This is a genomic window from Paenibacillus sp. sgz302164 (genome assembly GCF_056120505.1).
The window spans coordinates 37,501-62,034 of record NZ_JBVYOL010000022.1 but is presented as its reverse complement, the minus strand read 5'-3'; the positions used below and the strand labels follow the sequence as shown (position 1 = coordinate 62,034).

The window sequence follows — 24,534 nt, the reverse complement described above, 5'->3', positions numbered from 1 at the left end:
TATCGTTTCAAGCCCGCGGTCCAACCTTCTCGCGATCAAGCAGGGGGCCGGGGGCTCTGACCGAGCAGATTAAGTTCTTTGGCTTGTGCGATTGCTTTTGTGCGCCGATTAACCTTTAATTTGGCGAAAATATTTTTGACATGAACTTTCACTGTACCTATGGCAATAATCAGGTGATCGGCAATTTCCTTATTGGACAGCCCTGCCGATAATAACGCAAGCACCTCCAGCTCACGTTCGGTGAGCGGTTCCTCTATCATGCCGGGCGACGGCTGCGCCTCTTCTTCCATGCCTGGTTCTGCATATGATGGTTCCGTCGAGCTTTGCAGCACGCACATCAATATGCCATGCGACGCCATAGCGAGAAGAACAGCCATGCGATCGTGCGCGAACACGCCGCTTGCAAGCTTGTTTTCAAGGTAAAGTACGCCGAGCAGAGCGCCATGGACAGTTACGGGGATGCACAGGGCCGATTGAGGCCGGTGCTTCGCTATATACGGGTTATGGATCAGCCAGCTTTCCTCTCCCCCGGTATAATGAACCTCCTCCTGTGTACGAAAGACATATCTGACGATCCCTTCCGGCAAGAGGGCGCTGTCATTCATTTCTAAAGGAGAAGGGATAGCTTGCGCCTCCGAATCCGCATATACCTGAATAAAAAGCGCGTCATTGCTGCCCGTCAGCAGAGCGCCTTTGCTTGCGCCCGCATATTTCATGATGGTATTCATGATTTCCGCAAGCATGGCATCCATGTCCATCTGATTCGATATCGCCTGAGTTGTTTTAAGGATCGCCGCGAGATCGACGCTGTCCAAGGAATTGTGCTCATTCCGAAAGCCGGATGTTCCGGCCGCTTGCTCCGCATCGTTCCGGCGTATCGGGCTCTGTGCGCTTTCAGACGTTGGACCGGTTTCCTCTTGCCGCTGCCAATGCGCCAGCAGCTCCTCCAATTGTATTACCTTCACATGCACTTCCCATTGCTTGTACCCCTCAATAGCCAATTGCAAATAAAATATAGCTGACTTTCTTTTGTCCTGCCGCCAATAGTGGCCGGCTGCGAGCTCGCCTACAAGGCTTGTCACGTGCACATCGCCTTGCTCCCTTGCCTCGCGGATGGCTTTGTCATACAGCTCCTCAGCCATTGTGAATTCGCCGGAGACACGCGCATATTCAGCTTGAAGGAGATACTGCCTGGATTGGAAATTAGCCGGGCTGTATTCCGCCCATTTGCTGAAACGGCGAAGACTGCGAGTCAGGTTTTTTTTCAGATTGGGCCATTTCGGTGACTGTGTACAAGCCAATACGGCCAGCGTTTCATAAAATAGGCATTCCGGCAAATGAGGCAAATGAGTGGCATATGCCTCATAAGATCCCGCTTGCCGGGCCCAGCGGACGGCTTCCTCATAATTGCCCAACAAATAGTAAATCTGAGTCTTATACGTGCTGTATTGAAATAAGGTGGTGGCCGAAGTCTCCCCCTTGCGAATCAGGTTTAAAAATTCCTCTTCGTCAAAGCCGGCGCCGCTGAACGAGTCCGGCGCCGCCGTCCCGCCCTGCAGGGCGAGAATATATTGCTGATACAGGTAACAGTTCTGCTTCACGAATTCATCGTTTGTCGTATCGAGCACCGTCATATATTCCGCTATCGTTCTTGCCAATTCGCTTAACGACGCCCTTGTGTACAATGAATTGATATGCGCGCCGATGGCATAACTGGCAAATACATAGTCCCCCGAATCCATGCCGAAACGAAGCGCCTTTGTCAAGTAAGCGTCCCCTTCGCGGGCATTTCCGGCAAATAGGCACAGTACTCCGCCGAATACGGTATAGGTTATACTTTTAATGGAAGTGACGTTGTAGCGCTCGGATAGCTCCAGGCCTACTTTGCAAATGGCGTAGCCCTTATCGATTTTGCCTGATGCAATCCCCAGCAGCATCCCGTATGAGGAGTAGATCGCCGCGGAAACGGGGGTGTTGCCATATTGAAGCGAAAGCTGAATGGCTCTGCACGTCAACAGAAAAAAGACCTTTTTATTCGTGAAAAAGGTGGAAGGAATAATCGCGGCAATCAGGTTCATCGCGGCAATCCGATCTTTATCCGACATTTCCTCCAAATGGGCGAGTCTGTCATACCGATTGCGCAGCAGCGCCTCAATGCGTTTCCCTTCAATCAGCAGCGTGAAGCTTCCCGGGTTGGGCGAAATGATAATCTGATACTCTCTCAGGCTTTCGAGACCGAGGGCAGTGCCTTCCAAATATTTGCCTTGGTTGATGTACTGCATGATTCTGATCATTTGCACTCTGCTTCGCTCAACCCGGTTGCGCGCACGGCCGAGCAAGAAATCGATGTCCTGATCGGACTTCCGGTAGTGGCCGCATAAATATTCGCATTCCGCTTTTTGCGCATGCAATTCGAAGCAAAGTTCGAACTTATCGCCCCAATCCTCCGCAGGCAGCATCTCCACTCCTTTGCCGAAATAACCTAATGCGACATCGTAGGCGGAAGAGGCTTTGGCGCGGTTTCCCGCATCCAGGTTCAGCTTGATGAGCTGCAGGATGTCCTGCTCGTCCGTTATTTGTTTGGAGCCCCGATTAAGATGGTTGACAACGTCAAACGAGTTCTCTCCATGTCCGCTGTCTTCCCCATTCAGGCATCTGCCTATTCGGATATGGATGGCCTGTTTCGATTCGTCATCGATCCGACTGTAAATCAGCCTCTGGATGTTGTCGTGAGCAAAGCGGAATTCATCGGTTTCGAACGGCACAATCATTCCTTCGGCTTCAATTGCGGACCATTCTGCAAGCATGTCTTCCATCGCCCGGTTCGCAACGCAAGCTATCAAATGCGGGTGAAACGTGCTTCCTACGCAGGCCGCAATCCGAAGAAGCTCCTGAGCGTCGCTCGAAAGGCGAAGCAGCTTGTGCTCCATCAAATCATGGATGGCATAGCTTGGCTCCTGCTCGATAATTTGCCCCAAATTCCACTGCCAGCACCGCTTCCCGTGGTTGTACAGCAGAGTGCCGTCGTCCTGCAGCCGGAGTAAGATTTGATTGAAATGAAACGGATTGCCGCCTGATCTATGATACAGCAGTTCCGTCAAGGACATCGTAGTGTCCGCGGGGCTGTTAAGCGTCTCCATAACGATGCGGTTCATTTGCGAAAGGTTCAGCGGCGACAGATGAATATGGCGGACAACCGCTTGCTCTGCGACGCTTCCATCCGTTTCGTACCCCGGCAGCTTGCTTCGGTCCGTTTCCGTATGGCGATAAGCGCAGACGAACATCAAATACTGGCATTCCGGGTCGCATAGCAGCGCATGAATGAGCTGGAGGGACGATGAGTCCGCCCATTGCAAATCATCGATAAACAGGACGAGAGGATGTTCCTTAGATGCCAATGCTTGTACAAATTTGCGAAAAACATAAATGAACCGTTTTTTCGATTCATTGGCCGGAAGCTCTTCCGCAGCCGGCACAGCGCCCAATATCAGCTCGACTTCAGGAATAATCGCTGTAATGACGTTGGCGCTGGCGCCCAAAGCTGCTTGCAGCTTTTGTTTCCACAGCTCGGACTGATCCTTTCGTTCTCCCAGCAAATGACGCATTAACCCGCGAAATGCCTGAATAATCGGATGATAAGGGCTTTCTTTCGATATTTGTTCGAATTTTCCGGTAATATAGAAAAAATCTCGCGAATGCTCTTGTTTTCGAAACATTTCATTCATCAAGCTTGTTTTACCGATGCCGGCTTCGCCCGAAATATAAACCATTTCCGTTGACCCCAAGCAAGCGGAATAAAAGGCTTGCGTAAGCATGGCAAGCTCATGCTCTCTGCCGTGAAACCCCGCCTCCATGAAGAACGTATCATGAGGGCGTCCTATTTTGTCCAAATCCGCTATGAGAAACCCGGCATTTTGGTAGCGCTTATTCGGATTTTTTTCCAGCAGCTTCATGATGATAGATTCCAGACCTTCGGGCAAATCCGTTCTATGATTCGTCAGCGGCGGCGGGCTTTGCGCCAAATGCATATACACCCATTCGAGCGGATCCCCGGCAAGAAAAGGCAGGCGGCCAGCCAGCATTTCGTAGTAAATGACGCCAATCGAATACAGATCGCTGCGCTCGTCTGCGGAACGCATCATCCTGCCCGTGTTTTCGGGTGAGCAGTAGGGCAGACTTGTTTCGGATATGCCGCTGCCGGCCGGACGGACATAGCGGTCATCCGAACGCTGCACCGCATAGCCTGAATCGCTCAAATATGCCTCTTGGCCATTTGCAAGTACAGCTATCCGCTCAGGCCGCAAATCGAGATGAATGGTCTGCTGCTGGTGAAGATTCCCGACACAGGCCGCAATTGCTCTGGCAAGCGGGAGAAACACATCCGGCTTCATGCATGTTTGTTCATTCATAAAATCCCTAAGAGTCATGCCAGTTCGACTCTCGATATAATTGTTCGCATTCATTCTGGTACACCTCGGACGTCAACTTACTAGCGGTTACCTTCTATTGTAATGGAAGAAGGGCTCATATTACAGATAAAAATAGGAATCCGGCAAGCAATTCAGCGCTTATTTTCATGTAAATACTCCTTTATAGGTATAGAGAATTTGAAGGTTTTGCTTTATCTTATTATTATCTTATTAACTGCATTAACAAATCCAGAGAGGTTTTGGTGGTTAAATGTTTAACGCCTTTATTGCTTTTATCAGCATTATGCTTCTTGGAGTGGTCATCTTCATTAAGCTATGGTGGGACGGCTCGTCTACGAGCCTTGCATTTACAAAATGGTTTTTTGTCATTTTTTTCATAGCGGCGCTGATTGTCGGGGCGTGTACTTTCGCAGGAATGATTCGATTTTAGGGTTCTGCAGTAGAATGGAGGATATGGATGAAAGGCTTGAAGCAAGGAAAACGATGGATTTCCATGATGCTTATCGTCATGGTTATTTTTGGGGTGTTGCCCGGCGGGTATGCCATTGCTGCGGATCCGGTTGTCCTGGATCAAGAGCAGGCAAGTGGGAGCGGGAATAGTTGGGTCAACCATGACTATCAGCGTTATCAAACATTTACTCCGGCAATTAGCGGCAATCTCAGCAAAATCGATCTCAACACAGCCGGCTCATACGGCTCGACCGGGGCCTTTCAGTTGAGCATTTATAAAGAAGGCGATCTTGCGACTCCGCTTGCAACAGCGCAAACGGCGGCTGGATCAGGCTGGGTATCGTTCGATTTCTCCGGGGCGGCGCCATATTTGAAGAGGGAAACAATGTACAGAATGGTTGCCTCAACGGAAAACGGAGGATCTGCCGGTTTTGGATGGTACATGATCGGCGGCGATGTTTATACAAGAGGGTTCTCTCCGGCTTTTGGTTACGATTACTCCTTCAGAACGTACATGATTGCAGATAATTCGATATCCCCGGCAGAGAGCGGGATCTCAAGCGCGCAATCCAGCCTTGCAGCGGACGGGACAAGCCAGACGGCCATTACCGTGAAGCTGAAAGACGCGCAGGGCAATGCTTGGACGACTGGAGGCTCGGCGGTCGCGGTTGCGACGACACTGGGTACGGTAGGCCCAGTGACGGATAACGGCGACGGCACCTATACGGCGACATTGACGGCTCCGACGACGACGGGCACCGCGACGGTGAGCGCGAGTATCGGCGGAAGCGCGCTGACGTCGACGTCGAGCGTGCAGTTCGTGCCCGGAGCGGCATCGGCGGCGAAGAGCACGCTGGCAGTAGGCAGTGCGTCGATGACTGCCGATGGGACAAGTCAGACGACGGTTACCGTGAAACTGATAGACGCGCAGGGGAATGCTTTGACGACCGGTGGAGCGTCGGTCGTGGTTGCGACGACATTGGGCACGGTAGGCCCAGTGACGGATAAAGGCAACGGCAGCTACACGGCGACGCTGACGGCCCCGACGACGGTCGGCGCCGCGACGGTGAGCGCGAGCGTAGGCGGAAGTGCGCTGACGGCGACGGTGAGCGTGCAGTTCGTGCCCGGAGCAGCGTCGACGGCGAAGAGCACGGTCACCGTGGGCAGCGCGACGCTGACAGCCGACGGTGCAAGCCAGACTGCGGTCAGTGTGAAGCTGAAGGACGCGCAGGGGAATGCATTGACGACCGGCGGAGCGGCGGTCGTAGTTACGACAACACTGGGCACGGTAGGCACAGTGACGGATAACGGCGACGGCAGCTATGCGGCGACGCTGACGGCCCCGACGACGGCGGGCGCCGCGACGGTGAGCGCGAGTGTCGGCGGAAGTGCGCTGACGGCGACGGTGAGCGTGCAGTTCGTGCCCGGAGCGGCGTCGACGGCGAAGAGCACGGTCACCGTGGGCAGCGCGACGCTGACAGCCGACGGTGCAAGCCAGACTGCGGTCAGCGTGAAGCTGAAGGACGCGCAGGGGAATGCCTTGACGACCGGCGGAGCGGCGGTCGTAGTAGCGACAACACTGGGCACGGTAGGCCCAGTGACGGATAACGGAGACGGCAGCTACGCGGCGACATTGACGGCTCCGACGACGACGGGCACCGCGACGGTGAGCGCGAGCGTAGGCGGAAGTGCGCTGACGTCGACGGCGAGCGTGCAGTTCGTGCCTGGAGCGGTTTCGGCGGCGACAAGCACGGTCACCGTGGGCAGCGCGACGCTGACAGCCGACGGTGCAAGCCAGACTGCGGTCAGTGTGAAGCTGAAGGACGCGCAGGGGAATGCATTGACGACCGGCGGAGCGACGGTTGTAGTTGCGACAACACTGGGCACGGTAGGCCCAGTGACGGATAACGGAGACGGCAGCTACGCGGCGACGCTGACGGCCCCGACGACGGCGGGCGCCGCGACGGTGAGCGCGAGCATAGGCGGAAGCGCGCTGACGGCGACGGTAAGCGTGCAGTTCGTGCCTGGAGCGGCGTCGACGGCGAAGAGCACGGTCACCGTGGGCAGCGCGACGCTGACAGCCGACGGTGCAAGTCAGACTGCGGTCAGCGTTAGGCTGAAGGACGCGCAGGGCAATGCATTGACGACCGGCGGAGCGGCGGTCGTAGTAGCGACTACACTGGGCACGGTAGGCCCAGTGACGGATAACGGAGACGGCAGCTACGCGGCGACGCTGACGGCCCCGACGACGGCGGGCACCGCGACGGTGAGCGCGAGTGTCGGCGGAAGTGCGCTGACGGCGACGGCGAGCGTGCAGTTCGTGCCCGGAGCGGTGTCGGCGGCGACAAGCACGGTCACCGTGGGCAGCGCGACGCTGACAGCCGACGGTGCAAGCCAGACTGCGGTCAGCGTTAGGTTGAAGGACGCGCAGGGGAATGCATTGACGACCGGCGGAGCAACGGTCGTGATCGCATCGACACTGGGCATGGTAGGCCCAGTGTCGGATAACGGCGACGGCAGCTACGCAGCGAGGCTGACGGCCCCGACGACGGCGGGCACCGCGACGGTGAGCGCGAGCGTAAGCGGAAGCGCGCTGACAGCGACGGTGAGCGTGCAGTTCGTGCCTGGAGCAGCGTCGACGGCGACAAGCACGGTCACCGTGGGCAGCGCGACGCTGACAGCCGACGGTGCAAGCCAGACGCCGATCAGCGTGAAGCTGAAGGACGCGCAGGGCAATGCCTTGACGACCGGCGGAGCGACGGTCGTGATCGCATCGACACTGGGCACGGTAGGCCCAGTAACGGATAACGGAGGCGGCAGCTATGCGGCGACGCTGACAGCCCCGACGACGGCGGGCACCGCGACGGTGAGCGCGAGCGTAGGCGGAAGCGCGCTGACAGCGACGGCGAGCGTGCAGTTCGTGCCCGGAGCGGTGTCGGCGGCGACAAGCACGGTCACCGTGGGCAGCGCGACGCTGACAGCCCCGACGACGACGGGCACCGCGACGGTGAGCGCGAGCGTAGGCGGAAGCGCGCTGACAGCGACGGCGAGCGTGCAGTTCGTGCCCGGAGCGGTGTCGGCGGCGACAAGCACGGTCACCGTGGGCAGCGCGACGCTGGCAGCCGACGGTGCAAGCCAGACTGCGGTCAGCGTGAAGCTGAAGGACGCGCAGGGCAATGCATTGACGAGCGGAGGAGCGACGGTCGTGATCGCATCGACACTGGGCACGGTAGGCCCAGTGACGGATAACGGAGACGGCAGCTACGTGGCGACGCTGACGGCCCCGACGACGACGGGCACCGCGACGGTGAGCGCGAGCGTAGGCGGAAGCGCGCTGTCGGCGACGGCGAGCGTTCAGTTTCTCCATGGAGAGGTGAGTTCATCTCGCTCAACGGTTGCCGCAAGCGATCTTGTCGTACGGGCGGATGGCAGCAGCAGAGCCTCGATCTTCGTGAAGCTGAAGGACGATTACGACCATCCGATTGCCGGAAAACGGGTACTGCTCGAAGCGAATGGCGGACGATCGGTCATCGATGTCGTTTACGGATTGACCAATGCGGATGGTCTTGCCGTATTTGCGGTAAGCAATACAACGGCAGAGAACGTGACTTATTTTGCAAAGGAAGAAGCAAGCGGTCTATCGTTGGACCAAACCGTGAATATTAGGTTTACATACGATCAGCCTCCGAATATCGTGTTGCAAGCGGCTCCTGCCGGTCCAACCTTCGGAAGCGTGACCGTTACCGTAACGGCGTCGGTTTATGGTCAATTCAATAACGTCTCTTCGATCAAATGGGCAGCAGGAAACCGTCCTGTCTCGTATTTTGGGACGCAGGGCGTAGAAATCACGGACCATTTTACCGTACAAGAGAACGGGGTTTATTCAGTCTATGTGGCCGATACGGCGGGCAACGCGAACGTTAGCTCGATTGAAGTCCGGAACATCGTTCCTTTGAGCGGCAATGCGAGCTTGAGCAGCTGGCAGCTTATGGGATTGGGCGGGACGGTAAAGTTCGATTTTGACCCGGGGACAGTGAACTATACGGTAGACGTAAGCCATTCGGTTTATGGCTTGAAAATGGTGCTGACAGCCTCGGACGTCTATTCTGCCGTCTACGTGAACGGATTGCAGGTTGCGGGCAGCCCGATGACCGGTGAATATTCGCTTGCAACAGGCAAAAACACGTTCGAAGTCAATGTCAGAGCGCAAGACGGTTCAGTTAAAACATATACGCTGAGCGTGATTCGTTCGGCTGCAAGCTCCGGTTCCGATTCTGGTTCGACTTCAAGCTCGTCAAGCCATTCGTCGCCCGGCAATTCGATCGCGGCTTGGATCAATGATGCAAAGGTGTCCGGGATTGCCACACTTCAAACAGATTCCAATGGAGTGAAGTCCGTTGATGTTCGATTGGATAAGGATACTTTAAAGGAGGTGCTTGACTCTTTATCCTCCTCGCCTGAACGGAATCTCTCGGTATCGATTGAAGATGAGGCGGACCAAACAGCGCTGCGGCTTCCCGGCGAAGCTGTCAAGCTCCTTGCTGGGAAAGCGGATAAGATCACTTTAAAAACTCAGCATGGCCAGTATCGCTTGCCTCTGGCGGAAGTCGTAAATCAGGAGTCCGAGTGGACGAACGATGCGGAAGTTCAAATAACGATCGAGCGCGGCAAAATTGAAGCGATACCCGGACTGCAGGATGCGGCGAATAAAGGCGGTTTCCGGTTGGCGGCGGATCCGATTCATTTTAACGTATATGTGACGCATCATGGCGAAAAAAGCGAGATTTCCGGCTTCAACCGCTATGTACAAAGGGTTCTCTATTTGCCGGCGGATGCCGGAACGGCTGCAACGGCCGTGGTATGGGATCCGACATTCGGTGTGCGTCCGGTGCCGACGGAATTTGCCAAAGTTGACGGACATCAGGCGGCCGTTATTCGCAGCCTCACGAACAGCGTTTATGCATTGGTGTCCAAAACGTCCCAATTTACAGATATTCAAGGACATTGGGCCGCGGCTGAAATTGGCAGGATGAATAGCAGAATGATCGTACTTGGCGTAGATGAAAACCGGTTTGCTCCCGAAGCCGTTATTACGCGGGCTGAACTCGCCGCTTTGCTTGCGAGAGCGTTGGGCTTGCCGGAGGGCGGAGATCGTGCCGGTTTCCGAGACGTGAGCGAGTCGATCTGGTACAGCCGGGCCGTGAAAGCAGTTCAAGCATACGGAATTATGGACGGTTTCGGTGACGGAACGTTTGGGCCCAAACGGGAGGTTTCGCGGCAAGAAGCGATCGTAACGATCGTTCGGGCGCTGCGTATGGCCGATGCCGCTTCGGTGACAAGCAATGCCGGGGCGCAAGTGAACTTGGCCGCCTACACTGACAGCAATCAAATCGGCGGCTGGGCGAGCGATGCGATGCGGACAGCCATTCATATAGGCTTGGTGAAGGGGTATGGCAATGAATTGCGTCCGCAGAAGCCGTTAACTCGTGCCGAGACGACCGTACTTCTTTACCGGATGCTGCAAAAAGCGGGATTAATCGATAAATAAGCTTAAATCAGGAGACGGGCCTAGGGGCTCGTCTCTTTTGTGTGCATATAAGATCACCCAAGCCCAAAGAAAGCGCCGCCACTAATTTGTTGGTCCGCCGACAAATCTCTAAAGTTATTGCTGAATAGTGAACCAGCAGATACAATTTCAGGAGAGGGGGGACATTTGATGAGAATAAAGCCGCATACGTTCAACAGTGTCAAATACAAGATTTTGTTTGTCAACCTGATTTTGATGATTTCATTCAATCTGCTTATCATTTATTTCTGGAATTACCGGACTTCGGAGGATACCCGGGAGTCGGCGGGCAACTACATCAACGACATGTTGAGAGTTTCCGGCAACAATCTGGAAGTGGCTCTCAAAGATATTTATGCGCTGGTGTCGATTACATCGACAGAAAGCGATATTGTCGCCATTTTGTCGAAAAGAGAGGAATCGACAGGACTTTCCTATTTGCAAGAAAACAGGAAAATTGACGATTATTTGGTCAATTTGTTCACATACAAGCATTATTTGAACGATATTATGATTGCTAATTTAAACGGAAGGACGTTTTCGAACGGAAATACAATTTCCTGGGAATTCCTTACCAAGCAGAGATGGTATCCCCGATTGATCAATGACGAAGGGGCGTCTGTGTTCATTCCTCCCCATTATAATTCGGATAATCCTTATATCACGCCTTACCGGGACGATAGAGTGGCTTCGATCGCCCGTCCCATTAAATATCAAGACAGCGTGATCGGGTTCGTGATCGCCGATATCAAAAGCGATTTGCTGCGCGACATGTTCGCAAGCAACCTGAACAAGGTGAACATTTTGATCGCCGACCGCAGTTCGAACGAGATCGTCTACAATTCGCAGAAGGAGAAGATGCCCGATCCGGATATCAGCGCTATGATCAGCGGCATGCAGGGGAACGAGGGCAGTTTCTACAGCAAGATCGATCATGAGGATAATTTGATCGTATACCGTTATTCGCCTACGACTAATTGGATGCTGATCGGCATCGTTCCGAAAAGGATTTTGCTCGAGGAATTCAGTAAAACGAGAAACAGCTCGCTGCTGCTTTCCATCGCATTTTGCCTGATCGCCCTGCTGGTTTCCACGGTGGCGTCCTCCTATTTGACCAGACCGATTCTGAGATTGAACCGCGCAATCAAACAAATTGACGGCAACCATCTGGATGTGCAATTGGAGATTGATTCGAACGATGAGATCGGCCAGTTGTCCCGGCAATTCAACTCCATGGTGCATCGGATCAAAGATTTGATCCAGGATACGAAACAGCGCGAGCAGGATAAGCGCAAAGCGGAGATGCGTGCATTGCAGGCGCAAATCAACCCTCACTTTTTATATAATACGCTGAATACGATCAAATATTTGTCCATTTACCAAGGGGCCGATAACATTCACGATGTGGCCGAGTCTTTATCGAGATTGATGCACATCAACATGCAGGACAAGGTATTCATCACGATTGAGGAAGAAATCGAGTACCTGAAGAGCTATTTAAATATTCAAGAGTACAAGTACAGCAACAAGTTCACCTACAGCTTTTCCATCAGCGAGAGTGTGAAGCCTTATTTGATCCCCAAATTGCTGCTGCAGCCTTTCATAGAAAATTGCCTGATCCATGGCATTGGACCCAAGAAGGACATGGGAGCCATTCTCATCAAAGGATACGCGGAGGACAAGAAGCTTGTTTTTAAAATTCAGGATAACGGCGCAGGCATCGGGGAGAACACGATAGAAGACATCGTTGCGAACAGCAATTCCGCAGGCCATGTAGGCATCCGGAACGTCATCTCCAGAATTAAGACCAACTTTGGGGACGATTACGGCGTAAGCATCGTTAGCGAACGTAACCTCTACACCATTGTCGAGGTCACCTTACCTGTCATTACCTTCGAGGAGATGGAGCGATATGTTTAACATCCTGATTGTGGACGATGAATTGCTGCCCCGGACCCACTTGAAATTTATGATCAATTGGGAACAGCACGGCTTGACGATTTGCGGCGAAGCGCCTAACGGTGCGGAGGCGGTGGCCTTTATGGAGCGGCAAAAGGCGGATATGATCATTTCGGACATTCGGATGCCGCATATGGACGGTATTGAATTATCGGGCGTCGTTCATAGAAGGTGGCCGGACACGGTGCTGATTATGCTCAGCAGCTACGACGACTTCGACCTTGTGCGGGAGACGCTGCGCAACGGCGCAATGGACTATTTGCTGAAGCATCGTCTGAATAAAGATATCTTGCTGGAGACGCTGGAGCGGGCCAAAGAACGCATTCGCCGGCGCAGTCCGCTGCAATTGGAAAGGCCGCGGGCAGACCAACTGTATGCGCTTCGTGAAAAGTTCATCATCCAACTGCTGAGCGGCTATTATCACGATAACGATGAAATCCGCGATCATATGAAGGCGCTCCAATTGAATCTTGGCACTGCGAACCTGGTGTCGATTGTGATGGAGGTCGACGATTTCCACGGCATCGTGGCCAAGCGGGGGTTAAAAGAAGAATCCATTCTGAGATTCGCCATCGTCAACATAGTGGAAGAAATATTTGGCGACCACGGGAACGGGGTCGTCTCTCATATCGCGGGCGGCAGGTTTATTATGCTGCTCTCTTTCGTTACTGTGCGAAGCCGCCATGCCGTCGACCATGCGTTGACCGAAATTTTGAACCGCACGAGCATCTGCTTGAAAAAATTCGTCAAAGTTTCCGCGAGTTTCAGTATCGGAAGCTTGTGCGCCGATTTAGGGCAAGTGGCCGGCAGCTATGAAGTGGCGGCGCAATCTTTGCAGGGGAAATTTTTTATGGGGAAAAACAGCATCGTCAAAAGCTTTCGTCCCGTAAGCGGCGAGCATGCCATGACGGGCCTGGCGATTGAGGACGAAAAAGAACTGATCGCCAGCATAAAACGGATCGACGAAGAACAAACGATGCGCGTGTTGGACAACATTTTCACGCAAGTTAAGCGGAATCAAGCGAGTCTTGCCAGCTCCAAAATGATGTTCAACGAACTGCTGGGCATCGTCAGCCGCCAATATAAAGAAAATTCGCTTGATGTCCGGGCGATTTACAAAAATAATGAAGTGCCGCACGAGGTGCTGGCCCAATTGGAAACGTTGCAGGAAATCCGGGAATGGATTACCGGCTTATTCCGCGAACTGCTGCGGCTGCTGCATTTGAGCACCAAAGAGCAGTACTCTTTTCATATCCAAAAGGCGGTTCGACATATGAACCAGCACTATCACGAAGCTTTATCTCTAGCCGGCGTCGCCGAATCGATCGGTATTAGCAGCAACTATTTAAGCTCGCAGTTTAAAGAGGAAATCGGCGTCGGGTTCGTCGATTACCTGAACGATTTGCGGGTGGAGAAAGCGAAACAGCTGCTGAAGGACGGCAAAACCGAGCTGAAGGATATCCCGGGACAGTGCGGATTCAGCAATTACAACTACTTCCTGCACGTGTTCAAAAAAAAGCTGGGCATCACGCCCAAAGAGTTCGTGAATGTCAGAGATAGCGAGTAACGATGCCTGAATCGGAAAATATCGTAGCGAATCGGAAGATATCATAATTTTTTCCGCGTGCGGCTGTCGTATAGTTGTTTTTAGAAATAACGTTCTTATACATGAAGGAGGGGCAATATCATGAAAAAGATTGCAGGAAGCCTGATCGTTCTTTCACTGGCTGCATCGCTTTCCGCTTGCGGAAACAATGCGGCTCCCAGCGGCGGCAGCAGCGCGCCGGCCGGCACGGCGGGTCAGAGCAAAGCAACGGCCGAAGCTTCGAAGAAAGTGAAGGAGATTTCGCTGTTGATGTTCACTGACTGGTACAAACCGGGGATACAAGCGATTGAGAAAGATGTGAACGACCATGCCGATCAGCTCGGATTCAAGCTCAATATCGAGAAGGTGGCCGGCGGCAAACAGGGCGAGGATTTATACAAAGCGAGAGCCGCTGCCGGCGAACTGCCTATGTTGATCTCCAATTACGGAGTCAACTGGCTGAATGGAAACATGGGCGGCTTGGACCATTTTCAGGAAATCGGCGGTGATTGGACCAAAAATATCCCGGATTCGATCATGAGCGCGCCGCAGTTCACGTATCAAGGCAAAGTATACGGAATCCCTTTTGACAGCATTAACGTTTCAGGTATTTTCTACAATAAGAAAGTTTTTGAAAAGCTGAACATTGCCGTACCGCAAACGTATCAGGACTTCCTGGCCGCGTGCGAGAAAATTAAAGCTGCCGGCATTACGCCGATTTATTTGCCTGCCAAAGATACGTGGACGGTCAATATTTTCGATCACGAAGGCTGGTTACGGGAGAATAAGCCGCTGACGGACGTTTTTGCCAAAATCAATGCGAATCAGGCGCATTATGCCGATTTTCCGCTGGTCAAGGATGCGTTGGTCAAGCACAAAGAGCTGCTGGATAAAGGCTACATTCAAAAAAATTATTTGGCCGATACGTATGACGGCTCGCAAAAAGCGCTAGTCGATGGAACCGCTGCGATGACGATTAATGCGACCTGGATTATGGATGAAATCAAGAAGAAATTCCCCGACCAGGCCAAAGATATCGGCGCTTTCCGGGTACCTTTCGACGAAGATAAGAAAACGAGTTTGTTCGTTCCTTTTAATTTATCGGTGACCGATCAATTCAAGGATAAAGAGCTGCTGAAAAAGTTCATCGATTACTTCACCTCAGTGCCGACGCAGCAAAAGTTTTTTGACGCGCAAGGCGGGATTACGTATCAGAAGGGGGTTACGGCCAGCATTTTGCCCGCGCAGGAGGATCTTAAGAAAATCATCGACGCCGGCAACGGGGACAGCTTCTGGGGGAATTTGAACTTGTATGATTTTGGCGATCAGAATGCCGACATTTTGGACTATTTCCTCGGCGGCAAAACGCCGGATCAAATTTTGAAAAATATGGACGACGCTACAGCCAAAAGCGCGAAAGCGAAAAACGACCCGAATTGGAAAAAATAAAGAAATAAGGACGGGGAGCCGGTTCTTTCTTGAGACCGGCTTCTTGCAAATAAAGAAGGTGGAGAAATGAGCAGCAGCCTGAAAAAAAGCTACCCGCTCACGATGTTGATTCCGGGATGCCTTATCTTTTTCGTGTTTTTCGTCATTCCCACGCTGCAGGGGGTATATTATTCCTTCACGGACTGGGACGGATTCCACGCACGCTGGATCGGGTTGGACAATTTCGCATCGTTTTTTTCCAATCCCAGCCTCAAGCATATTGTCGGCAATACGGTCATTTTCACAGCGGTAACAACGGTGAGTAAAGTGGCGCTGGGCCTTTTGTTGGCTGTTTTTCTGAACCGGGAGCTGAAAAGCAGAGGGTTTTTGCGGACTGTTTTTTATTCCCCGGCCATTCTCAGCAACGTTGCCGTCGGCTTGATTTTCGTCGCTATTCTGCATCCCGAAACGGGGATTCTCAACAAATTTTTGAATGAAATCGGGCTAGGGGCGCTCGCGCACGATTGGCTGCACGATCCCAAGATTGCGCTGTACGCTGCTTCGGCGGTGGAGATCTGGAAATGGACGGGATTCAATATGGTCATCATTTTGTCCGGCTTGCAGACGATTTCGAAGGATTATTACGAAGCTGCAGAGATCGCAGGGGCTACATCCGGTCAAAAGTTCGTTCACATTACGCTGCCGTTAGTTATGCCGGCCTTCAATAACATTCTCATTTTGAATCTGATAGGCGGTTTGAAAGTGTTCGATATGATTTCTGCGACTACGGGCGGAGGACCGGGAACGACAACCGAAGTCATCAATACGTGGATTTACAAATCCTACGGCGCCTCAAGGCTCGGCGAGTCCAGCGCCGGAAGTGTTGTGCTGGCAGTGTTGGTAGCGCTTGTATCCGTGTCCACGTATTACGTGCTCAGGAAGAGGGAGGTGGAGCTTTAGATGGAGCGGAAACTCGGCAGAAACGTATCCGAATTTGCAGCTTTGATCATCGGGCTGCTGGTTCTAATCCCCTTTTACATGCTGCTCGTCAATTCATTGAAAGACCAGACGCAAGCCTCGCTGATGGGGCTGTCGCTGCCATCGGCGATTCATTTTGATAATTTCGCCACCGTCATTCGGGAAGCCAAGATCGGCAATGCTTTTAAAAACAGCCTGATTATTACTATCGTTTCCGTCACGCTGCTGGTCGTGTTCTCGGCCATGGCCGGGTATGTGATTCAGCGCAAGAAATCGAAAATAACGGAACTGATCAACCTGATTATCGTATTCGGCCTGGTCATTCCGCAGTTTATCGTGCCTACCTACATTCTTGCGAAAAAGCTGCATCTGACGGGCGGATTGGAAGCGATGATCCTGGTTTGCGTCGCTCTTAATTTCCCGGTAGGTGTTTTCTTATACAGCGGTTTTTTCAAAACGATTCCAAGAGAAATCGACGAATCCGCTTTATTGGACGGGTGCGGACCCTACACCTTGTTTTTCCGCATTATTTATCCGCTGCTGACGCCCGTTACCGTGACGAATATCGTCATTCAATTCCTGGCGGTATGGAACGATTTCAGCACTTCCGTCTACTTTCTTAACTCGCAGTCCAAATACAATCTGGTTATGACCACTTTTCTGTTTTTCGGAGCGCATTCGGCGAACTGGAACTTGGTATTTGCCGATCTGGTACTCGTATCTTTGCCGGTTTTGGTCGTATACGTGTTTTTGCAAAAGTATGTGATTTCCGGTTTAACGAGCGGTGCCGTGAAAAGCTAAACGGTTACAAGCTGGAGATGCAAATGTTATTTCAAGACCGAAAGGGCAGACGAACGAAACATTCGTCCGGCCCTTTTTTTTGCTGCGCTAAAATTTACAAGCTCTCAACACCCAGTTGAAACACGACAAACATTTCCGTCTTATAGTTGAATCAGAAAAGAAACAACAGGATCAAACAACAAATAACATGACTATAGGGAGGAAGAAACATGCATAAGATTTGGACAAGAACCGCTTCGCTTCTTGCAATCGTCACTTTGGCGGGCAGTTTGGCCGCTTGCGGGGCGAAAGAGGCGGCAAAAACGGGGGCGGCGCCCGCAGAAAGCAAAGCTCCGGCTGCAAGCCAGGCGCCTGCGAGCAGCAGCCCGAAAGCAAATGAAACGGTATCGCTGGACGACCTGCAAAACAAAGCGAAACAAGAAGGTGCCATCGTCAGTGTAGGCATGCCGGATGATTGGGTGGATTGGAAAGATACGTGGAACGATATCACGAGCAAATACAGCCTGAAACATACCGATACCGACATGTCGAGCGCCGAGGAAATCGCCAAGTTCGAAGCCGAGAAGGACAAGCCTACGGCCGATATCGGCGATGTAGGGATGGCTTTTACATCCGTTGCCGTTGAGAAAAATGTGACGCAGCCTTACAAACCGACAACTTGGGACAAAATCCCCGATTGGGCGAAAGATAAAGACGGACATTGGGTGGTTGGCTACCAAGGTACGATCGCCATCATCACGAATACCAAACTGGTGAAAAACCCTCCGAAAAGCTTTGACGATATTGCCAAAGGAACTTACAAAGTAGCTATCGGCGACGTTGCCAAAGCGTCCCAGGCGCAAAATGCGATTCTGGCGGCAGCGATCGCTTTCGGCGGAGACGAGAAAAACATTCAACCGGGCATCGATTTCTTTGAAAAGCTGTCCAAGCAAAAGCGGATTTCTTTATCCGACGTCAAAGTGGCTAATTTTGAAAAAGGTGAAATCGAAGTCGCTTTGGTGTGGGATTTCAACGCACTGGGCTACCGTCAACAGTTGAACCCTGCCGATTATGATGTGGCTATTCCCAAAGAAGGCAGCGTCATCGGCGCCTACGCGACGATCATCAACAAATACGCTCCGCATCCGAATGCCGCTAAATTGACAAGAGAATACATTTTGAGCGATGCAGGACAAATCAACCTGGCCAAAGGCTTCGCCAGACCGATCCGCGACGATGTCAAGCTCCCTGCGGACGTAGCCGGCAAGCTGATTCCTACCGAGCAGTACAAGAACGCCAAGCCGATCAAGGATTTCAAAACTTGGGACGCTACTTCGAAAACCCTCCCGCAATTATGGCAGGAAAAAGTTTTGGTTAACCTCAATTAGTACGAAATAGCGGACAGTTACCTTCTTCTCGGGGAAGGTAACTGTTTTACTAAGCGAATGCATGCGCTGCAAGTTTTCCAATGAAAACTCTGAGGGGTAAACGATGAAAAACAGAGTGCCTTCGAAGCTTTTATTACTTACCGTGCTTCTGCCTTTTGTGATCCTGATCGTCGGATTTGAGCTGCTGCCTGCGGCTGTGCTGGTGATCAACAGCTTTTTGTCGGACAACGGCGATCAATTTACACTGCAGCAGTATATCACTTCGCTGACAAATCCTTTCTACTTAAAAGCGATTCGCAACAGCCTGCTGATTTCGCTGTATTCCAGTTTGGCAGGCATCATAGCGTCCCTGCTCCTTGCCTATGCGATTACCCGGACGTCGGAGCGGACGCGAAATTTCGTGCTGATGATTTCCAACATGACCTCGAACTTTGCAGGTTTGCCGCTGGCCTTTGCTTATATTATTTTGCTCGGCAACAACGGCGTTCTCACGATTTTGTTCAAAACGTGGGGCTGGTCCTTGTTTGCCGGCTTCGATCTGTATACGTGGACAGGGCTCGCCTTTGTCTATGTGTATTTTCAGGTGCCGCTCGGCGCGCTGCTGCTGTATCCGACCTTCTACGGCATGCGTGAGCAGTGGTGGGAAGCCGCTTCCTTGCTGGGCGCGGGCATGTGGCAGTTTGCCCGGCGAATTGCGCTGCCCGTGCTGCTCCCCGGCATCGCCGGGACGTTCACGATTCTTTTCGCCAATTCGATGGGGGCTTACGCAACGGCTTATGCGCTGGTCGGCGGGAATTACAATTTGCTCGCGATCCGCATCGGCTCTCTTGTGGCGGGCAATGTCGTGACGCGTCCGCAGCTCGGCTGCGCGCTGGCCGTGCTGCTCGGCGGCACGATGGTGCTGGCGATGTGGATCAACGAGCGCTTGATGCGCAGGGTGAGGAGGGATTTACAGTGAAGCGCAATCGTGCCATTCCCCGCGTCATTATTTTGCTTGCTATGGTTTATTTGTTGATTCCTTTGCTGGCTACCTTGCTTTATTCAATCGCCGGCAACTGGCAGACGACTATTTTGCCGGAATCTTGGACGCTGCGCTGGTTCGGAGAGCTGTTTCGCGATGCCCGCTTTGCCGACGCGCTTGGACGAACGCTGTACGTTTGCCTGATCAGTGTGGCGGTTAGCGTGCTCGTCATGCTGCCGACCATTTTCGTAGTGACGATGTACTTTCCCAAATGGGAACGCTGGCTGAATCTGACTGCGCTGATTCCGTACGCGATTCCGGGCGTTGTAGCCGCAGTCGGCTTGATCAAGCTGTACTCGTCCGGGCCTTTGGCGATTTCCGGTACGGTCGGCATTTTGATTGCCGCCTATTTCGTGGCGATTCTGCCCTATATGTACCAGGGCATCCGCAACAGCATCCGGACGGTCAACGCTCCCGAGCTGATGGAGGCTGCAGAGCTGCTGGGCGCAAGCAAAATGACCGCCTTCCGCCGCATCATTGTCCCGAACATTTTGCCGGGTATTCTCGTTTCGACGCTGCTCTCCATCTCCGTGCTGTTCGGGGAGTTCGTACTGACCAATTTGCTGGTTGGCGGCCATTTTGAAACGATCCAAATTTACTTGTACCGGCGGCTCAGCGAAAGCGGCCATTTGGCGAGCGCCATTGTGATTGCTTATTTCGTGTTTATTTTGCTGCTGTCGGGATTGCTGCTCGGCCTCAGCAAGCGGCTGCTCGGCAGAGGAAATCCTGTGGAATGGGAAACAGCCAAGAAAGGAGCCTAGCATGAGCTATTTGCATATTGAGAACGTATCGAAGAGATTCGGAGCCTCTTCTGTGCTTCGGGAGCTGAATCTGCGCGTGGAAAAAGGGGAACTGGTGACGCTATTGGGGCCGAGCGGATGCGGCAAAAGCACGCTGCTACGCTGCATCTCGGGGCTCGCTTCGTTTGAGGAAGGCGAGATTTATCTTGAAGACAAGCCGATCACCAACCGCCTGCCCAAGGACCGCGGGGTCGGTATGGTGTTCCAGTCCTACGGCTTGTTCCCCAATCTGCATGTCGGCGATAATGTCGCTTTCGGGCTGCAAATGCAGCGGCTCGGCAAGGCCGACATCGCGGGCCGGGTGCAGGAGATGCTGCGTCTCGTAGGTCTTGAGGATAAAATGAAATCGTATCCTCACGAATTGTCCGGAGGCCAGCAGCAGCGGGTCGCGCTGGCCCGGTCGCTGGCCGTGCGGCCGAAGCTGATGCTCATGGACGAGCCGCTCAGCGCGCTCGATGCCAAAATCCGCAAATCTCTGCGCATCGAGCTGCGCCGCATTCAAAAAAGTCTGGGCATGACGACGATTTTCGTCACGCACGATCAGGAAGAAGCGCTGATCATTTCGGACCGGGTCTGCGTGATGCATCAAGGGCAGATCGTGCAGATGGGAACGCCGGAGGAAATCTACACGAATCCGCGCAATGAGTTTGTCGCCCGTTTTATCGGCAGCTACAACGTGTTGAGCGCGCAGGAGCTGGAGCGCTTGACGGGCAATCGGGACAGGCGGGGCGGCTGCTTCGCCATCCGCCCGGAAGCGATCCGCCTGGCGCGCCAAGATGCCGAGCCGGGCTGGCCCGCAGGCGAAGGCTTCGAGGCCGCCGGCCGCATCGAGGAAGTCATTGTGCTCGGCAATGTGCTGCGCTTTAGTGTAAACGTTAAGGATCTGGCGTTGAACGTCGATCTTTTGAATGGCGGCGAGCGGCCGGAGCTGGAAGCCGGCGGTGAAGTCAAGCTTTGGATTCCCCGCGAAGCCTGCAAAGTACTCGATGATGGTGGTGCATAATATTGTCCGTATTAGCTGAAGAGAGAAAACAGGTCATTATGGAACGGCTGCAAAAGGACGGCAAAGTGATGGTGATTCCGCTCTCCGATCATTTGGAGGTGTCGCCGGAAACCATTCGCCGCGACCTGCTCGTGCTGGAGAAGGAAGGCAAGCTGAAGCGGGTGTACGGCGGCGCCATTAAGCCGACTTTTTTGAACGATGAAGCGCCTTACACGCTCCGCCAAAGCATTCATCCCGAAGAGAAAAAAGCGATCGGCGGGCGCGCAGCCGAGCTGATCCAGGACGGCAGCACGATCGTCATCGATGTTGGGACCACTACGCTGGAGATGGCCCAGGCCATCCAGGGCAAGAAGCGGCTGACGATTTTGACGAATTCGATTCCGGTCGCATCGGCCTTGCTGGAATCGATCAGCCGGGGCGTATTCGGCGGACGGGTGATCATGCTGGGCGGCGAAGCGAATCCGGAGCAATGGTCGATCTTCGGCACGCTGTGCGAGCAAATGATGGCGCAATTCCATGTGGATCAAGCTTTTCTTTCGGTCGGAGGCATTTCGCTCCAGGACGGAATTACCGATTACGATTTCAACGAGGCGGCGGTGTCGCGCGCTTTTGCCGCGGCGGCGCAGGAAGTCATCGTGCTGGCCGATCATTCCAAGCTGGGCATAACGACATTTGCCCATGTCATACCGCTTGAGCAGGCCGATATTATTATTTCGAGCACCGGGGTTCCGGATGAGTGGAGGCGGGAGATCGACCGCTGCGGAGTGCTTTGGATCGATGCCTGTTCGACGAATACTGAGGAGAGAGGTGAAATAAAATGAGCAAAGTGATCATGATCGTATTGGACGGATTGCGCTATGATACGGCCCGCGCTTCCATGGGCTACTTGAACCATCTGGTCGAGGCGTCCAAAGCGGCTTGCCATAAAGTAAAGTCCGAGCTGCCCAGCTTATCGCGGCCGCTGTATGAAGTGCTGCTGACGGGAACTCCCAGCTCTGTGAACGGAATTACCGCCAACCATATCGTGCGTCTGTCCAACAGACGCAGCATTTTTCACCTGGCGGCCGAGCAGGGCCTGACTACAGCTGCGGCGGCTTACTATTGGGTCAGCGAGCTGTACAACCGGTCGCCGTTCGACCGGATTGAAGACCGTCAGCAGCATGATCTCAGTAAGCCGATTCAGCATGGCACATTTTATTTTGACGATGCTTACCCGGATTCGCATTTGTTTGCCGATGCCGAAATTTTACGGCGCAATCATGACCCTCACTTTTTGTACATCCATCCGATGGGCATCGATGACACCGGGCACAAGCACGGCGGGGAGTCCAAAGCGTACCGCGACAAAGCGATTGAAGTCGACAGTATTCTAGCTTCATTGCTGCCATTTTGGATCGAAATGGATTACGAAATTATTGTCACTTCGGACCACGGCATGAATGCGGACGGCAGCCATGGCGGCACGGGCGCAGCGGAGAGGGAAGTTCCTTTTTATCTCATCGGCTCTTCTTTCGCACCGGGCTATTACGAGGAAGTCATTCCGCAGTTGGCTGTAGCTCCGATGGTATGCAGACTGCTCTCCCTTCCGCTTGGGGAAGGCATGACGGAATCGGAAATCCCGGCTTTTAAACATACGATTATGCTGTGAGTTTTGCATGAAATTTCTCAGGAGGTACGTCTGTGAAGGTAGATTTTCATTTTCATCTGGAGGAAGGGCCTTATTCTCTGCGATGGCTGCAGCGTACGGGACGGGCGCTCGTCAACACCGCAAGCGGTGATACAATCGGGGATGCGCATACGCGGGATTGGATGGAGCGCGTTTTTCAAATGCTGCAAACGAGAATGGAGCAGGGCTGCTTTCACGAGGACTGGATTCAGCGTTATTTACAAAAGGGCCGCGAACGGGGCATTCAGCGCTTCGGCGTGGTCGATCATTTGTACCGCTTTGTTGAATGCAAAAGCTATTACGAGCAGTTCATGCTTTTGGATGACACGCCGCTCGGCCGGCTGCAGCGAAAATGGCTGGATCAGGTCAGCGTTTATTCGATCGAGACCTATATGAAGGCGATGCGCAAAGCGGCTGAGCGCGAGGAGGATTTGTCGATCGGCGTGGAGGCCGACTTTTTCATCGGGGGAGAGGACCAGCTCCGGGCGCTGCTAGCTCCTTTAGACCTCGACTACGTCATCGGCTCCGTGCACATGCTGGACGGCTGGGGCTTCGACAACCCGGAGGTGCAGGATCGGTTTCAAACCGCCGATTTGGAAAGCTTGTATAAGCGGCACTTTGACACCGTCAAGCTAGCGATTGCCAGCGGAATGTTCGATTTTATCGCCCACTTGGACAATTTAAAAGTGTTCGGCTACCGGCCGGACGAAGCGGGGCTGCTCCCGGCATACAGAGAAATCGCCTCGGTGTTAAGCGCCGCCGGCATCGGTTCCGAGATCAACACAGGCTTGCTGTACCGTTACCCCGTCAAGGAAATGTGTCCCAGCCCGTCGTTTTTGCAAGCGCTGTACGAGCAGCAGGTGCCGATTACGCTGTCGTCGGACGCTCATTTTCCCGATGATATCGGCATGCATTTGGACGATGCACTGAAGCTGGCGATAGACACGGGGTACCGGGAGATCGCCGTGTATAGGAAGCGCCGGCGCGTGATGCTGCCGATCTCTTGATCGGAGGGGAAGGGTCGTCCTGCGATGGGGGGATTCCTTTGTTTGGCGCGGGCGTTCAGGAAGCGGGCCGGGAAACTCTCATGATGCCGCGAACATCACCCCACAGAATGAAAATAAGCAGCAGGTCTACTGGCTTTTTCAGCGAAAGTAGTTCGTTGCGGCGAAAAATCTGCGATTGTCAGGCTGCCCGAGAAAGTCGTGAGACAGCTGCCTTTTCTGGGTGCGCGCCTCTCCCGGTGTAGGTCGTGGAAACCACGCGGCTGGGCAGGAGGCAGCTTGGAAGGGGAGAAAACCTGCGAATGTGCAGGTTTTTTCCATGAAATCGGCTTGTTTTGGCGAAAAGCCTGCAAAAGTGCAGGGATTTTCGCTGAAAGTGAATCTGGGTCCATCTGTTCGGCGAAAAGCCTGCACTTTTGCAGGAATTGTTTGTGGCCAGCGATTTAGGACGCAAATTCATGTGTTTTTGCAGGTTT

Annotated in this window: 14 protein-coding genes; 13 read left to right on the top strand and 1 reads right to left on the bottom strand. The window is 53.2% G+C overall.

The genetic code is table 11. The annotated features are described in order from the left end of the window. Positions 1–35: 35 nt before the first annotated feature. On the bottom strand, positions 36–4,427 hold the full coding sequence (locus tag AC0LWT_RS29165; protein ID WP_474684810.1) for an AAA family ATPase: 4,392 nt from the start codon (positions 4,425–4,427) through the stop codon (positions 36–38). A gap of 460 nt (positions 4,428–4,887) precedes the next feature. Between AC0LWT_RS29165 and AC0LWT_RS29160 the strand changes: the two genes are divergently transcribed. From AC0LWT_RS29160 to AC0LWT_RS29100, 13 genes are all read left to right on the top strand, one after another. After that, the gene (locus AC0LWT_RS29160) at positions 4,888–10,428 is read left to right on the top strand and encodes an invasin domain 3-containing protein (RefSeq protein WP_474684809.1); all 5,541 of its coding nucleotides are present in this window, start codon (positions 4,888–4,890) and stop codon (positions 10,426–10,428) included. 168 nt (positions 10,429–10,596) lie between these two features. Continuing rightward, complete coding sequence (locus AC0LWT_RS29155) at positions 10,597–12,366, top strand: sensor histidine kinase (RefSeq protein ID WP_474684808.1); 1,770 nt, start codon at positions 10,597–10,599, stop codon at positions 12,364–12,366. Further along, positions 12,359–13,972, top strand: coding sequence for a response regulator (locus AC0LWT_RS29150; RefSeq protein WP_474684807.1), 1,614 nt, complete (start codon positions 12,359–12,361; stop codon positions 13,970–13,972). Before AC0LWT_RS29155 ends, AC0LWT_RS29150 begins: the two co-directional genes overlap by 8 nt. A gap of 120 nt (positions 13,973–14,092) precedes the next feature. Continuing rightward, positions 14,093–15,439, top strand: coding sequence for an ABC transporter substrate-binding protein (locus tag AC0LWT_RS29145; protein WP_474684806.1), 1,347 nt, complete (start codon positions 14,093–14,095; stop codon positions 15,437–15,439). Positions 15,440–15,505: 66 nt separating this feature from the next. Then, positions 15,506–16,378 (top strand): carbohydrate ABC transporter permease, encoded by an 873-nt coding sequence (locus tag AC0LWT_RS29140; protein ID WP_474684805.1) that lies wholly within the window; start codon positions 15,506–15,508, stop codon positions 16,376–16,378. Then, the gene (locus AC0LWT_RS29135; protein WP_474684804.1) at positions 16,379–17,197 is read left to right on the top strand and encodes a carbohydrate ABC transporter permease; all 819 of its coding nucleotides are present in this window, start codon (positions 16,379–16,381) and stop codon (positions 17,195–17,197) included. Between the two features lie 209 nt (positions 17,198–17,406). Then, the gene (locus tag AC0LWT_RS29130) at positions 17,407–18,564 is read left to right on the top strand and encodes an ABC transporter substrate-binding protein (protein ID WP_474684803.1); all 1,158 of its coding nucleotides are present in this window, start codon (positions 17,407–17,409) and stop codon (positions 18,562–18,564) included. A 103-nt stretch (positions 18,565–18,667) separates the two neighbouring features. Then, positions 18,668–19,522: an ABC transporter permease gene (locus tag AC0LWT_RS29125; protein ID WP_474684802.1), complete on the top strand. Its 855-nt coding sequence runs from the start codon at positions 18,668–18,670 to the stop codon at positions 19,520–19,522. Beyond that, positions 19,519–20,346 (top strand): ABC transporter permease, encoded by an 828-nt coding sequence (locus tag AC0LWT_RS29120; protein WP_474684801.1) that lies wholly within the window; start codon positions 19,519–19,521, stop codon positions 20,344–20,346. The genes AC0LWT_RS29125 and AC0LWT_RS29120 overlap by 4 nt, the downstream gene beginning before the upstream one ends. Position 20,347: 1 nt before the next feature. Further along, positions 20,348–21,388, top strand: coding sequence for an ABC transporter ATP-binding protein (locus AC0LWT_RS29115; protein WP_474684800.1), 1,041 nt, complete (start codon positions 20,348–20,350; stop codon positions 21,386–21,388). Between the two features lie 2 nt (positions 21,389–21,390). Further along, positions 21,391–22,209, top strand: a complete 819-nt coding sequence (locus tag AC0LWT_RS29110; RefSeq protein ID WP_474684799.1) for a DeoR/GlpR family DNA-binding transcription regulator — start codon at positions 21,391–21,393, stop codon at positions 22,207–22,209. After that, on the top strand, positions 22,206–23,036 hold the full coding sequence (locus tag AC0LWT_RS29105) for an alkaline phosphatase family protein (protein ID WP_474684798.1): 831 nt from the start codon (positions 22,206–22,208) through the stop codon (positions 23,034–23,036). Before AC0LWT_RS29110 ends, AC0LWT_RS29105 begins: the two co-directional genes overlap by 4 nt. Positions 23,037–23,068: 32 nt before the next feature. After that, positions 23,069–24,061, top strand: coding sequence for a PHP domain-containing protein (locus AC0LWT_RS29100; RefSeq protein ID WP_474684797.1), 993 nt, complete (start codon positions 23,069–23,071; stop codon positions 24,059–24,061). The last annotated feature ends 473 nt before the right edge of the window (positions 24,062–24,534 follow it).